At 61.6% G+C, this 14,747-nt stretch carries 12 protein-coding genes and 1 pseudogene; 8 read left to right on the top strand and 5 right to left on the bottom strand.

The window, feature by feature from the left end:
- Window positions 1–20 precede the first annotated feature (20 nt).
- Window positions 21–947, bottom strand: coding sequence for a pseudouridine-5'-phosphate glycosidase (locus EFR00_RS05200; RefSeq protein WP_077989417.1), 927 nt, complete (start codon window positions 945–947; stop codon window positions 21–23).
- Window positions 948–1,035: 88 nt separating this feature from the next.
- Window positions 1,036–1,980, bottom strand: coding sequence for a carbohydrate kinase family protein (locus EFR00_RS05195; RefSeq protein WP_077989235.1), 945 nt, complete (start codon window positions 1,978–1,980; stop codon window positions 1,036–1,038).
- A gap of 229 nt (window positions 1,981–2,209) precedes the next feature.
- Between EFR00_RS05195 and recA the strand changes: the two genes are divergently transcribed.
- The 3 genes and pseudogenes from recA to EFR00_RS05180 all read left to right on the top strand — a co-directional run bounded on the left by recA (window position 2,210) and on the right by EFR00_RS05180 (window position 7,338).
- Complete coding sequence (gene recA / locus EFR00_RS05190) at window positions 2,210–3,298, top strand: recombinase RecA (protein WP_009997055.1); 1,089 nt, start codon at window positions 2,210–2,212, stop codon at window positions 3,296–3,298.
- Window positions 3,299–3,450: 152 nt separating this feature from the next.
- The gene (gene alaS / locus EFR00_RS05185; protein ID WP_077989234.1) at window positions 3,451–6,105 is read left to right on the top strand and encodes an alanine--tRNA ligase; all 2,655 of its coding nucleotides are present in this window, start codon (window positions 3,451–3,453) and stop codon (window positions 6,103–6,105) included.
- A 380-nt stretch (window positions 6,106–6,485) separates the two neighbouring features.
- Window positions 6,486–7,338: pseudogene (locus EFR00_RS05180) on the top strand (AraC family transcriptional regulator).
- A 52-nt stretch (window positions 7,339–7,390) separates the two neighbouring features.
- Here EFR00_RS05180 and EFR00_RS05175 read toward each other — a convergent pair.
- The 3 genes from EFR00_RS05175 to EFR00_RS05165 all read right to left on the bottom strand — a co-directional run bounded on the left by EFR00_RS05175 (window position 7,391) and on the right by EFR00_RS05165 (window position 9,832).
- A complete protein-coding gene (locus tag EFR00_RS05175) occupies window positions 7,391–8,017 on the bottom strand; it encodes a glutathione S-transferase family protein (protein WP_077989233.1) in 627 nt (208 codons plus the stop codon).
- Window positions 8,018–8,103: 86 nt separating this feature from the next.
- Window positions 8,104–8,550 (bottom strand): GNAT family N-acetyltransferase, encoded by a 447-nt coding sequence (locus tag EFR00_RS05170; RefSeq protein WP_077989232.1) that lies wholly within the window; start codon window positions 8,548–8,550, stop codon window positions 8,104–8,106.
- A gap of 70 nt (window positions 8,551–8,620) precedes the next feature.
- Window positions 8,621–9,832 (bottom strand): NADP-dependent isocitrate dehydrogenase, encoded by a 1,212-nt coding sequence (locus tag EFR00_RS05165; protein WP_038689249.1) that lies wholly within the window; start codon window positions 9,830–9,832, stop codon window positions 8,621–8,623.
- Between the two features lie 301 nt (window positions 9,833–10,133).
- On the opposite strand from EFR00_RS05165, the gene EFR00_RS05160 reads away from it, so the two are divergent.
- The 5 genes from EFR00_RS05160 (at window position 10,134) to EFR00_RS05140 (ending at window position 14,726) form a co-directional block, all read left to right on the top strand.
- Window positions 10,134–10,661 carry a hypothetical protein gene (locus EFR00_RS05160; RefSeq protein ID WP_077989231.1) on the top strand — a complete coding sequence of 176 codons (528 nt, stop codon included), beginning with the start codon at window positions 10,134–10,136 and terminating at the stop codon, window positions 10,659–10,661.
- A 65-nt stretch (window positions 10,662–10,726) separates the two neighbouring features.
- Window positions 10,727–12,763 carry an FUSC family protein gene (locus EFR00_RS05155; protein ID WP_179363775.1) on the top strand — a complete coding sequence of 679 codons (2,037 nt, stop codon included), beginning with the start codon at window positions 10,727–10,729 and terminating at the stop codon, window positions 12,761–12,763.
- A 4-nt stretch (window positions 12,764–12,767) separates the two neighbouring features.
- Window positions 12,768–13,598, top strand: coding sequence for an RNA methyltransferase (locus EFR00_RS05150; protein ID WP_077989230.1), 831 nt, complete (start codon window positions 12,768–12,770; stop codon window positions 13,596–13,598).
- Window positions 13,579–14,379 (top strand): glutamate racemase, encoded by an 801-nt coding sequence (gene murI, locus EFR00_RS05145; RefSeq protein ID WP_009996839.1) that lies wholly within the window; start codon window positions 13,579–13,581, stop codon window positions 14,377–14,379. The genes EFR00_RS05150 and murI overlap by 20 nt, the downstream gene beginning before the upstream one ends.
- Before the next feature lie 62 nt (window positions 14,380–14,441).
- Window positions 14,442–14,726, top strand: coding sequence for a type II toxin-antitoxin system TacA family antitoxin (locus tag EFR00_RS05140; RefSeq protein ID WP_009996840.1), 285 nt, complete (start codon window positions 14,442–14,444; stop codon window positions 14,724–14,726).
- The last annotated feature ends 21 nt before the right edge of the window (window positions 14,727–14,747 follow it).

Genomic DNA, 14,747 nt, shown 5'->3' with positions numbered 1-14,747 from the left:
ATCCCCGCGGTCGATCAACCTCACTCCCCAAGCGCCACGGCAATCTCTGCCGCCAGCCGCGCATTGTTCTCCACCAATGCAATATTCGTCTTGAGACTCTGACCGTCCGTCAGATCGAAGATGGTCGAGAGCAGATAGGGCGTCACCGCCTTGCCGGTCACTTCGTCGCGCTCGGCGCTGTCGAGTGCGCGCTCGATATAGATCTCCATCTCTTCGCGCGGGATCTCGTCAGCCTCGGGCACCGGATTGGCGATCAGCATGCCGCCATTGATGCCGAGCTGTTCGCGCGTCGTCTGGAAGTTGGCGATGGCCGCCGGGCTGTTCAGTGACAGCGGGCTGCGAAGCCCCGAGGAGCGCGACCAGAAAGCGGGGAATTCTTCGCTCTCATAGGTGACGACGGGCACGCCGCGGGTTTCCAGCACTTCCAGCGTCTTCGGAATGTCGAGGATCGCCTTGGCGCCGGCGCAGACGACGATGACGCCGGTGCGGGCCAGTTCCTCGAGATCGGCCGAGATATCGAAGCTTTCCTCGGCGCCGCGGTGCACGCCGCCGATGCCGCCTGTGGCAAAGACGCGGATGCCGGCGCGGGCGGCCGCGATCATCGTCGCCGCGACCGTGGTGGCGCCGGTGCGGCGCTCTGCGATCGCAAAGGCGAGATCGGCGCGCGACACCTTCATCACGTCGGTCGCTTTGGCGAGCTGCTCCAGTTCGCCGGCTTCAAGGCCGATATGCAGCGTGCCGTGAATGACGGCAATCGTTGCCGGCACCGCACCCTGTTCGCGAATGATCGCCTCGACGCTGCGGGCCATCTCGATATTGCCGGGATAGGGCATGCCATGGGTGATGATGGTCGATTCCAGCGCCACCAGCGGCGCGCCGCGCTGCTTGGCGCTGGCGACTTCCTTCGAATAGGCGATCGGCAGAAGGGGGGAGATGGGCTGGGTCATGATCTTGTCCTGTCGTCGATAGAGCATGATACCGAATGTGCCGGCGGTTTTGCGACGACATCATGCTCGATTATTTCATTTGGCCGCTTCAATGCAGAATTCTGATCTGGGGAACAAGGGCAAGCGCCTCATTCAGCAGATCCGGCGTGAGATTTTCGTTTACGGCATGCGGCGACTGCACAGTCAGCGCTGCTGCCGCGGTGCCGTGGCGGACGGCTTCCTCGAGCGGCAGGCCACGCATCAAGGCGGCGAGCGTGCCGGCGGCAAGGGAATCGCCGGCGCCGGTGACATCGGCGAGGGTCTCGGCGATCGGCGGCTGCAACGTCACGGCGCGGCCGCCGCAAAGCGCGACCAGCTCGCGCTGGCCGCGGGTGACGACGGCGCTGCGGATGCCGATTTCTTTCAGAAGCGGCGGCCAGCCGCCGGCGTTGTCCGGCCGTTCACCAGCAAGGGCTGCCGCTTCGGCTTCGTTCAGGAACAGGTAGTCGATATCGCCGATACAGGATTTCAGCCTGACGACCTTGGCCGGCGAAATTGCGATCGCCGCGACGGGCTTGGCCAGCGACCGTGCCCTGGCGACGATTGCCGCGATCGTCTCTTCCGGCAGATTGGCATCGAAAAGGATGAGATCATGCGCGGCGAAGGCTTCGCGCACCCAGCGGATGGATAGACGCCGCGGCACGAAGAAGCGGTAGAGATCCATGTCGGCAAGGGCGATCACCAGGTTGCCGTCCCTCTCGATGATCGCGGTGTAGCTCGGTGTCTTGCGGTCGAGGAAAACGAAGGGCCGGTCGTCGATGCCGGCGAAATCGGCGGCTTCGCTGACCATCTCGCCGATGGGATCGCCGCCCCGCGGTGAAATCATCGTCACCTGAAAACCGAGCCTTGCAAGGTTGCGCGCCGCATTGAAGCCGCCGCCGCCCGGCTCCTCGAACCAGGTGCCGGGATTGCTGGCGCCCGGCGCCGTTTCCCCAGAAATGCGGCCGCGCCGGTCGATATGGGCGCCGCCGAGAACAAGAATCTTTTTCTTCATTTCAACCGCCTTCCGACGCCCGCAAGCGCGAATCGAGACGGTGCCGCCTGACGCGACCAAGCCGCCGCATCTGGCCTAAGCCGTTGCTTTGCATCGATAAAACAAATATAGAACACGAGCTGTTTTACCTTTTTCTTTCAATCGTTTGATCGCCTATTGCGAGTATGGAACAAATAGGGTACAAACTCGACATTGCTTGGGCGGCTTCAATAACCTAAAGGTGGATCAGATGTCTCAGAATTCATTGCGGCTGGTAGAGGACAAATCGGTGGACAAAAGCAAGGCGCTTGAAGCGGCACTCTCACAGATAGAGCGGTCGTTCGGCAAGGGCTCGATCATGAAACTCGGTTCCAACGAGAACGTCATCGAAATCGAGACGATTTCCACGGGTTCGCTTGGGCTCGATATCGCGCTTGGCGTCGGCGGCCTGCCGAAGGGCCGCATCATCGAAATCTACGGGCCGGAAAGCTCGGGCAAGACGACGCTTGCGCTGCAGACCATTGCGGAAGCGCAGAAGAAGGGTGGCATCTGCGCCTTTGTCGACGCCGAACATGCGCTTGATCCCGTCTATGCCCGCAAGCTGGGCGTCGATCTCCAAAACCTTCTGATTTCGCAGCCCGATACCGGCGAGCAGGCGCTTGAGATCACCGATACGCTGGTGCGCTCCGGCGCCGTCGACGTTCTGGTCGTCGACTCGGTCGCCGCACTGACGCCGCGCGCCGAAATCGAAGGCGAAATGGGCGACAGCCTTCCAGGCCTGCAGGCGCGCCTGATGAGCCAGGCGCTGCGCAAGCTTACCGCCTCGATCTCCAAGTCGAATACCATGGTGATCTTCATCAACCAGATCCGCATGAAGATCGGCGTCATGTTCGGTTCGCCGGAAACGACGACGGGCGGCAATGCGCTGAAATTCTATGCCTCCGTGCGCCTCGACATCCGCCGCATCGGCTCGGTCAAGGAGCGCGAAGAGGTGATCGGCAACCAGACCCGCGTCAAGGTCGTCAAGAACAAAATGGCGCCTCCCTTCAAGCAGGTCGAATTCGACATCATGTATGGCGAAGGCGTATCGAAGACCGGCGAACTTGTCGATCTTGGCGTCAAGGCCGGGATCGTGGAAAAGTCGGGCGCCTGGTTCTCCTATAACAGCCAGCGTCTCGGCCAGGGCCGCGAAAACGCCAAGACTTTCCTGCGCGACAACCCGGATCTCGCCCGCGAGATCGAGCTGGCGCTGCGCCAGAATGCCGGTCTGATCGCCGACCGCTTCCTGCAGAACGGCGGACCGGATGCGGATGACGGCGATTCTGCCGCGGAAATGTAAGCTTCGCGCCTGATTTTGTCGGATATCTCAGCCGGCCGCATTCCTGATGAGAATGCGGCCGGTTTCGTTTGTCGGCTGGACAGTGGCGGGGGCGAACGTTAAAAGCCGATGGATTTGTATTATCTGCCTCCGGCAGCATTGAAGGGCATAGAATGAGCGGCGTGAACGATATCCGGTCGACATTTCTCGACTATTTCAAGAAGAACGGCCACGAGATCGTTCCGTCGAGCCCGCTCGTGCCGCGCAACGACCCGACGCTGATGTTCACCAATGCCGGCATGGTGCAGTTCAAGAACGTCTTCACCGGCCTGGAGAAGCGTCCTTATTCGACGGCGACGACCTCGCAGAAATGCGTGCGCGCCGGCGGCAAGCATAACGACCTCGACAATGTCGGCTATACCGCGCGCCACCTGACCTTCTTCGAAATGCTCGGCAACTTCTCCTTTGGCGACTATTTCAAGGAGAATGCGATCGAGCTTGCCTGGAAGCTTGTGACCGAAGGCTTCGGCCTGCCGAAGCATCGCCTGCTGGTGACCGTCTATTCCGAAGACGAGGAGGCCGCGGCGCTGTGGAAGAAGATCGCCGGTTTTTCCGACGACAAGATCATCCGCATCCCGACCTCCGATAATTTCTGGCAGATGGGCGATACCGGCCCCTGCGGCCCATGCTCTGAAATCTTCATCGATCAGGGCGAGAACGTCTGGGGCGGCCCTCCCGGTTCGCCGGAGGAAGATGGCGACCGGTTCCTGGAGTTCTGGAACCTCGTCTTCATGCAGTTCGAGCAGACCGAGCCCGGCGTTCGCAACCCGCTGCCGCGTCCGTCGATCGATACCGGCATGGGGCTGGAGCGCATGGCCTGCATTCTGCAAGGCGTCCAGAGCGTCTTCGACACCGACTTGTTCCGCACGCTGATCGGCACCATCGAAGAGACGATGGGCGCCAAAGCGGAGGGCAGCGCCAGCCACCGCGTCATCGCCGACCACCTGCGCTCCTCGGCTTTCCTGATCGCCGATGGCGTGCTTCCGTCGAATGAAGGCCGCGGCTATGTGCTGCGCCGTATCATGCGCCGCGCCATGCGGCACGCCCAGCTTCTCGGCGCCAAGGAGCCGCTGATGTACAAGCTGCTGCCGACGCTGGTGCAGGAGATGGGTCGCGCCTATCCGGAACTCGTACGCGCCGAGGCGCTGATCTCGGAGACGCTGAAGCTCGAAGAAGGCCGTTTCCGCAAGACGCTGGAGCGTGGCCTGTCGCTGCTGTCGGATGCCACCACGGATCTCGGCAAGGGCGATATGCTGGATGGCGAGACCGCCTTCAAGCTCTACGACACCTACGGCTTCCCGCTCGACCTGACGCAGGACGCCCTGCGCGCCCGCGAGATTGGCGTTGATATTTCCGGCTTTACCGATGCCATGCAGCGCCAGAAGGCCGAAGCCCGCTCGCACTGGGCCGGCTCCGGCGAAAAGGCGACGGAAACCATCTGGTTCGAGCTTAAGGAAAAACACGGTGCGACCGAATTCCTGGGCTACGACACCGAAACCGCAGAAGCCGTGGTACAGGCGATCGTCAAGGACGGCGCCGTTGCTGCGGAGGCCAAGGCCGGCGACAAGGTGCAGATCGTCGTCAGCCAGACGCCGTTCTACGGCGAATCCGGCGGCCAGATGGGCGATACCGGCGTGATCTCGTCCGACCACGGCAAGATCGAGATTTCAGATACGCAGAAGAGGGGTGAAGGCCTGTTCGTGCATCAGGGCACTGTCATCGACGGCGTCGTCAAGGACGGCGATGCGGTCGTGCTGACGGTCGATCACGCCCGCCGGTCGCGGCTACGCGCCAACCACTCGGCAACGCACCTGCTGCATGAGGCGCTCCGCGAAGTGCTTGGCACCCATGTCGCTCAGAAGGGCTCGCTGGTCGCGCCCGAGCGCCTGCGCTTCGACGTCTCGCATCCCAAGCCGATGTCGGCCGAAGAGCTGAAGATCGTCGAGGATATGGCAAATGAAATCGTGCTGCAGAATTCGCCTGTTACCACGCGGTTGATGAGTGTCGACGATGCGATCGCAGAAGGCGCCATGGCGCTGTTCGGTGAGAAATACGGCGACGAAGTCCGCGTCGTCGGGATGGGTGAGGGTGTGCGCGGCGCTAAGGCTGGCAAGCCCTATTCGATCGAACTTTGCGGCGGCACGCATGTTTCTGCCACCGGTCAGATTGGGCTGATCCGCGTTCTCGGCGAAAGTGCGGTCGGCGCAGGCGTTCGCCGCATCGAGGCCGTCACCGGCGAATCAGCGCGCGAATACCTGGCCGAACAGGACGAGCGCGTGAAGGCGCTTGCCGCCTCGCTGAAGGTGCAGCCGGGCGAAGTGCTTTCGCGTGTCGAAGCGATGATGGACGAGCGCCGCAAGCTCGAAAAGGAACTGGCCGACGCCAAGCGCAAGCTCGCCATGGGCGGCGGGCAGGGCGGCTCGGTCGATGCGGTGCGCGAAGTCGCCGGGGTCAAGTTCCTCGGCAAGGCTATTTCGGGCGTCGATCCCAAGGACCTCAAGGGCCTTGCCGATGATGGCAAGACCAGCATCGGCTCCGGCGTCGTCGCGCTCGTCGGCGTGTCCGATGACGGTAAGGCAAGTGCGGTCGTCGCCGTGACGCCTGACCTCGTCGAGCGTTACAGCGCCGTCGATCTGGTGCGCATCGCGTCTGCCGCCCTTGGCGGCAAGGGCGGCGGCGGCCGTCCCGACATGGCGCAGGCTGGCGGCCCGGATGGATCGAAGGCCGACGAGGCGATCGAGGCGGTGGCCTTGGCTCTCGCCGGCTGAGCTGACGGTTGATTCTAAGGCGGAAGCTCGGCTCCTGCCTTAGCTTGGCTGTGAATGTTCTTTACTCGGCGTTCTCCCAGACCTCCCTCATTCCTGTATCCTCAGGGCTTCGCCCGAGGGATGTCACAGGCATCCAGTGCGCCCAAGTCCTTGGGGGCGAAGGAGTTTTTTTCTTTAGATACTGATTCATTCACGGCGCGGACGCGCCGTGGCTGGATTCCTGTGACGAGCACAGGAATGAGGGAGGTTAGGCGGCGTAGTCGGCAATAGCGACGCTTCTTCTGCCGCGTAGCGTTGGATTCGCCGCCAGTGCAAGTCCGCAGGATTTGTCAAATCGAGCTATGGTTCTCTGCAGCCGATCGATTTGCACGAGGTTTGACATGAATGGCGAAACGGCATGGGCACTTTATGAAAGCCGTCTGAGACGGGTTTCTGCCTATATCCACGATCACCTCGACGAGGAGCTGGATATGGAGCGCCTTGCCGGGATCGCCTGCCTGTCGAGCTATCACTGGCACAGGATCTACCGGGCGATTTATGGCGAGACGCTGGCGGCCACCGTCAAGCGGCTGAGGCTGCATCGCGCGGCGGGCGAGATCGTCGGCACGGAGCTTGCCGTCAGCGAGATTGCGAAACGATCAGGCTATCCCAATCTCCAATCCTTCAATCGCATTTTCAAGTCGGTCTACGGCATGCCGCCGGCCCGCTATCGGAAAGAGGGAAGCCACACAGCCTTTGAACCCTCACCTAACGGAAAGACCCCAACCATGTTCGACGTTACCATACGTGAGATCGCGCCGACCGAGCTGATCGGCGTCGCCCATACCAGGCTCTTATATGCAGATCGGCAAAGCCTTCGAGACATTGTTCGGCACGCTTTACGCCCGCGGCCTCGCCAGGCCCGACATGCGGATGATCGGTGTCTATCTCGACGATCCCGATATCGTGCCGGCCGAACAGCTGCGCTCGATCGCCTGTGTGACCAGCTCAGCCGACGTTCCGGCCGAAGCGCCGTTCGAGCGGCGCAGGGTCGACGGCGGCACCTATGCGGTATTGCGTCACAAGGGCCCCTATGCCGACATGCATAAGGCCTATCAGTGGCTTTATGCGGAATGGCTACCCAAATCAGGACGGCAGTTGAAGGACAGCGTCATGTTCGAGGAATATCTCAACAATCCACGTGACGTGCCGCCAACCGAGCTTCTGACAGAGATCCACATGCCGCTTGCCTGACCTCGCGCGAGGACGCGGCGGAGTCGCCGCGTGCTCGATCGTGCCTGAACGCTCAGGCCGCCTGCATCGTCTTGCCGGCCTCGTCGTCCAGTGCATTGGCGCGCTTATAGGCTTCGCGCTCGCTGACGCGGCCGAAGTAATCGACGAAGGCCTGACGTTTCTCGATGGAGCCGAAGCCGAGGCCCCAGCCGATATGAGCGCCGACATAGACGTCGGCGGCGGTGAAGCGCTCGCCGGTGACATAGGTCGAGCCGGAAACGGCCATTTCGAGCGTGTTCATGACGTCGCCAAAACCGCCGCAGCCGGCCATTCGCAGGCGCTCCGTCGGAATTTCGAAACCGAGCGCCTTCATCGTCACCGCCGATTCCAGCGGACCGGCGGCAAAGAACATCCAGCGGTAATAGCGGGCGCGCTCCTCCGGTCTTGGGGCCAGCCCCTTTTCCGGGAAGGTCTCGGCGAGGTAGGCGCAGATTGCCGCGCATTCGGTGACCACTGTGTTGCCGCGGCGGATTGCCGGCACCTTGCCCATCGGGTTGACGGAAAGATATTCCGGCGCCTTCATAGTTTCGCCGAAGGTCAGGAGTTCGGTGCGATAGGGCTGACCGATTTCCTCCAGCATCCAGCGCGCGATGCGCCCGCGTGACATCGGGTTCGTATAGAATACCAATTCTTCGGTCATGACATCTTCCTCCTGTTGCCGTTCTGTCAGGCATTGCCGTCGCCCGGAATCAATAGCGCGGCGAGGTCTTTGTGCAAGTCCGATCGTCAGAGAGCTTTGCGATACTGGATGAAGCCTGAGCGTTCGGCGATCCGGTCGTACAGCCGCCGCGCCGTGGCATTCGTTTCGTGCGTCATCCAGTAGAGCCTGCCTGCGCCGTTTGCGCGCGCAAGATCGGCGACCGCATCGATCAGTGCGGCACCGGTGCCGAGGCCGCGCTGGGTATCGGCGACATAGAGATCCTGCAGATAGCAGGTCCATTGCGGCAGCCAGCAGGAGCGGTGAAAGATCGCATGCACGATGCCGACGAGGCGGCCGTCTTGATCAAAGGCGCCGAGCGCGTGCATCGGTTCGTCAGGATCGTGGAAGCGGTTCCAGGTGAGATCCGTGGTATCGGCAGGGATGACCACCTCGTAGAAGCGCTGATACGCCTTCCATAGGGGCTCCCAAGCGGTACGGTCAGAAGGTTCGAGCGGACGCACGGTCGCCGTCATCTGCGGTTCTCCCAAAATGAAAACGGCGGGGAAATCCCCGCCGTTTCAATGCTATCCCGAAAGGGCTGGCTTACGCCATCGCCGTCTGCAGATTCTGGTCGATCTTGTCGAGGAAGGCAGTGGTCGAGAGCCACGGCTGATCGGGGCCGATGAGCAGCGCCAGGTCCTTGGTCATGAAGCCGGATTCGACGGTGTCGACGCAGACCTTTTCCAGCGTCGAGGCGAACTTCGCAAGCTCGGCATTGTCGTCGAGCTTGGCGCGGTGAGCGAGGCCGCGGGTCCAGGCGAAGATCGAGGCGATCGAGTTCGTCGAGGTTTCCTGTCCCTTCTGGTGCTGGCGGTAGTGGCGGGTCACCGTGCCGTGGGCGGCTTCCGCTTCGACCGTCTTGCCATCGGGCGTCAGCAGAACCGAGGTCATTAGGCCGAGCGAGCCGAAGCCCTGGGCAACGGTGTCGGACTGGACGTCGCCGTCATAGTTCTTGCACGCCCAGACGTAGCCGCCCGACCACTTGAGCGCCGAGGCAACCATGTCGTCGATCAGGCGGTGTTCGTAGGTGATGCCGGCTTCCTTGAACTGATCCTTGAATTCGGTCTCGTAGACTTCTTCGAAGATGTCCTTGAAGCGGCCGTCATAGGCCTTGAGGATGGTGTTCTTGGTCGACAGGTAAACCGGCCACTTGCGCATCAGGCCGTACATCATTGAGGCGCGGGCGAATTCGCGGATCGATTCGTCGAGGTTGTACATGGCCATGGCAACGCCGGCGCCCGGCGCGTTGAAGACTTCCTTCTCGATGACCGTGCCGTCTTCGCCGACGAACTTGATGGTCAGCTTGCCCTTACCGGGGAATTTGAAATCGGTGGCGCGGTACTGGTCTCCGAAGGCATGGCGGCCGACGACGATCGGCTGGGTCCAGCCGGGAACCAGGCGCGGAACGTTGCGGCAAATGATCGGCTCGCGGAAGATGACGCCGCCGAGGATGTTGCGGATCGTGCCGTTCGGGCTCTTCCACATTTCCTTGAGGTTGAATTCCTTGACGCGGGCTTCATCCGGCGTGATCGTCGCGCACTTGATGCCGACGCCGTACTTCTTAATGGCATTGGCGGCGTCGACGGTGACCTGGTCGTTGGTGGCGTCGCGGTTTTCGACCGAGAGGTCGAAATAGTCGATGTCGAGGTCGAGATACGGATGGATCAGCTTATCCTTGATGAGCTGCCAGATGATGCGTGTCATTTCATCGCCGTCGAGATCGGCGACGGGATTGGCGACCTTGATCTTGTTCATGTATCTGCCTCGTTCGAGCTTGAAGGGGGACAAGCGTCCCGGGTGGGTGACGTGATGAGGAGCGCTATAGCATTGTGAACCGGGAACGCAAAGCTGCAACGGTTCTCGCAATGCGTTTTTGCCGCCATTGCCAAGCGCTGAAATCTGGCTAGAACAGGATGATTTTAGGCCGGATCGGGCTAAAATCTGAATCCTGTTCTAAACTAAAGAGTTAGAGCATGATGTTGTCCGAAAACCGCTCACACTTTTCGGCATCATGCTCTGTGTCCGCCTTGATTTGCCCGCCCCGGAACATTCGACCATGAAGACAATCGCCATTGTTATCGCAAGTCTTATCGGCTCTTCGGGGGCTGCCCATGCTGCCGATGCTACCGCTCCCGTGCAGGAGATCATGGACGCGACCAAGAGCAACTGGGCCGATAACAACAGCGACTGGACCGACATTTTCGCTGCGAGCCGGCTCGACCATCTCTACAGCAAGGACTTCGTCGCCAGATACCACGCAGCCGCGCAATTTCCCGCCGCGGACGACGACGGCATATCGCCGTTCGACTACGACGTCATCGTCAACGGCCAGGATGCATGCCCGTTGGAGGATCTGACAATGGCGGCGGCGCCCCCGGTCAACGGGACGACCGAGGTCACGGTGCGCTTCAGGAAATCCGCCTGTTCGGACGCGCCGGGTGCCAAGGACTATACGACCGTTCGCTTCGAGGTGGTCGAGGAGGCCGGCCAGCCGGTGATCGACGATATCATCACCGAGAATATCGAAACGCAGGGCCACAATTCCCTGAAGGCGACGATGGCGCTGATTGCCAAGGGCCAATAGGTGGTCATATTCGCGAGTGTCGAGACTCGATGTCTCTGTCGATCCTTCCGCGGCATGAGGGGTTTCTGCATTTGTTTTCCGGCTTTCAGGCTCGCGACTGGCTGCTTGCCAATGATCCGGCGCTTTCGCGCTTGCGCATGGCGCTGCGGGTGACGTTGACGATCGTTTTCTCCTTTTTAGTCCTTCTTGCCATCCACATGGCAATCTTGCCACTGCCGACTGCGGCCTTCGGCCTCGGCATCGTGCTGTCGATCGAAGGCGGCGTGGCGGTGCGCGACAAGGGCAATTCCCGCCAGTTGATAACGCGGCTCTTCGGCTGTGCGGCAAGCCTTGCCGTCGTTGGCATTGCGGCGGGGCTCGAGGATCACCGCTTGCTCTCCGATCTCATCTTCCTGGCGGTGATCGCGCTGGCATCGGCCGGACGGGTGTTCGGGCCGCGCGGTTTTGCCATCGGCATGTTCGCGTTTACCTCCTATTTCATGGGCGCCTACTTCCGGCCGCCGCTCGCCGAACTGCCGGCGGTGGCGATCGGCCCCGTCGTCGCGGTACTTGTCGGCCATCTGGTGAGGGCGGTGCTGCTGCCCGACGATTGGCGGCGCGACCTGCTGCGCTCGCTCGAAAGCGTCAGGGGCCGGATCAACCAGATCCTCTTCAAGCTCGCGGTTATCAACGGCGCCGAGATCGGCGAAACCGACCGGCAGGAGCTGCGCCAGCTGGAAGACCGGCTGAAGGAAGTGGTGCTGATGGCGGAGACCTTCATTCCGCGCCCGCCGGCCGGCGTTTTCGATGGCGCCGCCGATCCCGCCGCCGAACTGGCGATCCGCCTTTTCGACGCCCATCTTGCCGCCGAGAGCGCGATCGTGCTGAGCTTCCAGAGCCCGCCGCCTTTCCCGCTCGTCCACGCCGTCATCGAGGCGGATATGGCGGAACTTGCACGATTTGAGGGGATGGTCGACGCCGTTGGGGATCAGCCGCAGGACGAAACCGTGCGGGCGCTTCTCTGGCTCGGCAAGGCGCGGCAGCAGTTGACGCAGGCGATCGGCGATGGGCGGGCCTCCGGTTTCTCCAAGATCGATGACAGCAAGGATATGGTGCAATCCCAGGCAATCGACTTTTCGCTTGCCAATCCGCTGCTGCGCGCAGCGCTGCAAATCACCATCGCGTCGGCGATCGCCATGAGCTTCGGGCTGCTCTTGTCGCGCGAACGATGGTTCTGGGCGGTGCTGGCCTCCTTCCTCGTCTTCACCAACACCAATTCGCGCGGCGACACCGCGATGAGGGCGCTGTCGCGCTCGCTGGGGACCGTGTTCGGGATCGCTATCGGTCTTGTGCTGGCGACGCTGATTTCAGGCGAGCCTGATATCGCCATTCCGGTTGCCGCCGTCTGTATCTTCCTCGCCTTCTATTTTCTGCAGGTTTCCTATGCGACCATGACCTTCTTCATCTCAATCGTGCTCTGCCTGGTTTACGGCATGACGGGCGTGCTGACGCTCGATCTGCTGAAGCTGCGGATCGGGGAGACCATGATCGGAGCGGCGGCCGGAACGGCGGTCGCTTTCATCGTCTTTCCCACACGCACACGTGGCGCGCTCGATTCTGCGCTTGCCCGCTGGTTCCAGGCGCTGCGCGATCTGCTTGGCGCCCTCGGTGAGGGCAAGAGCGGTTTCGAGCTGATGGCACTGTCGCAGAAAATCGATGCCTGCTACCGTGATGTAACGGTGGCGGCGCGGCCACTCGGCTCTTCCTGGTCGGTGGTGACGCGGCCCGGCCAGATCCGCCAGACGCTGGCGATCTTCCTGTCCTGCACCTACTGGGCGCGTATCCTGGCGAAGAGTTATGAAGCGCCGGCCTCCGACGACAATCTGAACAGGCTGATCGCGGCGGACCTTGCCCTGATCGACGATGCCGCTCCGCGCGGCTCGAGCTGTTTCCTGATCAAGCGCAAGGCGTCGCGGACGACAGGACGACATCTGCCGCTGTCGCGCGAGGGCGCCAGGCTGGGGCTCGAAATGATTGGTTCGGCGCTGGAAAGGCTCTATCCGCAGGCCGACGTCTTGCCGTTTGCGGCGGGCGAGGCTATTGCGCGCTCGAAACAAGGATAAGACCATGGCAGGCACGAACAGCGAGCGTCAACTTCTGGCCGAGGGGCCGGTTATCATTCTGGTCGAGCCGCAGATGGGCGAAAATATCGGAATGGTGGCGCGCGCCATGGCGAATTTCGGCCTTGTCGATCTTCGTCTCGTCAATCCACGTGACGGCTGGCCGAATGAGAAGGCGCAGGCTGCAGCCTCCAAGGCCGACCACGTGATTGAGGGCACGAGGGTCTTTGCCACCTTGGACGAGGCGATAGCCGACCTCAACTTCGTTTATGCCACGACGGCGCGCAGCCGCGACAATTACAAGCCGGTGCGCTCGCCGGTTTTTGCTGCCGAGACGCTGCGCACGAAATTCCGGGCAGGTGAGGCGACCGGTATCCTCTTCGGCCGCGAGCGCTGGGGCCTGACCAACGAGGAAGTGGCGCTTGCCGACGAGATCGTCACCTTCCCTGTCAATCCCGCTTTCGCCTCACTCAACATCGCCCAGGCCGTGCTGCTCATGTCCTATGAGTGGATGAAATCGGGCATGGAGGATCTGGAAGCCGTGCCGTTCCAGGCGCTCGAGCAGCGCCCGTCCACCAAGGAGCAGCTCTTCGGCCTGTTCGATCAGCTGGAAGAGGCGCTCGATTCGCGCAACTATTTTCATCCGCCCTCGAAAAAGCCGAAAATGGTCGACAACCTGCGCGCTGTCCTCTCCCGCCGGGCATTCACGGAACAGGAAATCAGCGTGCTGCGCGGCGTCATTTCCTCTCTCGACCGCTTTACGCGGAACAGTCCGCGCAAAGGCGGCTCCACCAGATCCGGCAAGAAAGCGCCCTCCGATGACAGCGCCGACGAATGAGCTGAAACCCGTCCTCGTCTTCGATTCAGGGATCGGCGGACTGACAGTGCTGCGCGAAGCGCGCGTGCTGATGCCGGAGCGAGGCTTCATATATGTCGCTGACGATGCCGGCTTTCCCTATGGCGGCTGGGAGGAACAGGCGCTGAAAGAGCGGATTATCGGGCTCTTCGGCAAGCTGCTGAATGACTATGATCCCGAAGTCTGCATCATTGCCTGCAACACCGCTTTCACCCTTGTCGGCGCCGATCTTCGCGCCGCCTTTCCCCAGATGACCTTCGTGGGCACCGTGCCGGCGATCAAGCCGGCGGCTGAGCGCACGCGCTCCGGCCTCGTCTCGGTGCTCGCAACGCCGGGAACGGTGAAGCGGGCCTATACCCGCGATCTCATCCAGTCCTTCGCGCAGCAATGCCATGTCCGTCTCGTCGGTTCGGAGAATCTGGCGCGCATGGCGGAAGCCTATATCCGTGGCGACGCCCTCTCCGATGACGCGGTGCTTGCCGAAATCGACCAGTGTTTCGTCGAGAGGGACGGTCAGAAGACGGATATCGTCGTGCTCGCCTGCACCCACTATCCTTTCATGGCTAATCTTTTCCGGCGGATTGCCCCTTGGCCGGTCGACTGGCTTGATCCAGCCGAAGCGATAGCGCGGCGCGCCCGCACGTTGGTTCCGCTGATAGCCGATGCCGTGCATCCCGATAATTTCGACTTCGCCATGTTTACGTCAGGCCAGCAGGATTTCGCGACGCGGCGGCTGATGCAGGGATTCGGCCTGAAAGCATAGAGCTATATTTGACGCCAGATGATTTGTGGGTACAATTGCACCCACAAAGACAAGGAGCTGATATGGCCCAGAATGCTCACAGAGACGATACGTTGAAGATCCGCGTCGACCGACCGACGTTCGAACTGATGGAAACTGCGCGTAATTACCTTCATCTCGACAAGAGCAAATTCATCCGCGAAAGCATTCGCGAGAAGGCCGAGGCCGTAATTGCCGAACATGGGCGGACGCGCTTTACGGCCGAGGACTGGGAAAGCTTTTTCGCGGCATTCGACGAACCGGCAAAGCCGACAGAGCGTATGATCAATGCCGTCAAGAAATATCGCGATATCATCGGCGGCTCATGAAATTTGAATTGCTCGACCCAA

This window comes from Rhizobium sophoriradicis (genome assembly GCF_003939025.1).
Taxonomy (GTDB): Bacteria; Pseudomonadota; Alphaproteobacteria; order Rhizobiales; family Rhizobiaceae; genus Rhizobium; species Rhizobium sophoriradicis.
The sequence above is the reverse complement of the archived record's forward strand: the minus strand, read 5'-3'. Positions and strand labels throughout refer to the sequence as shown.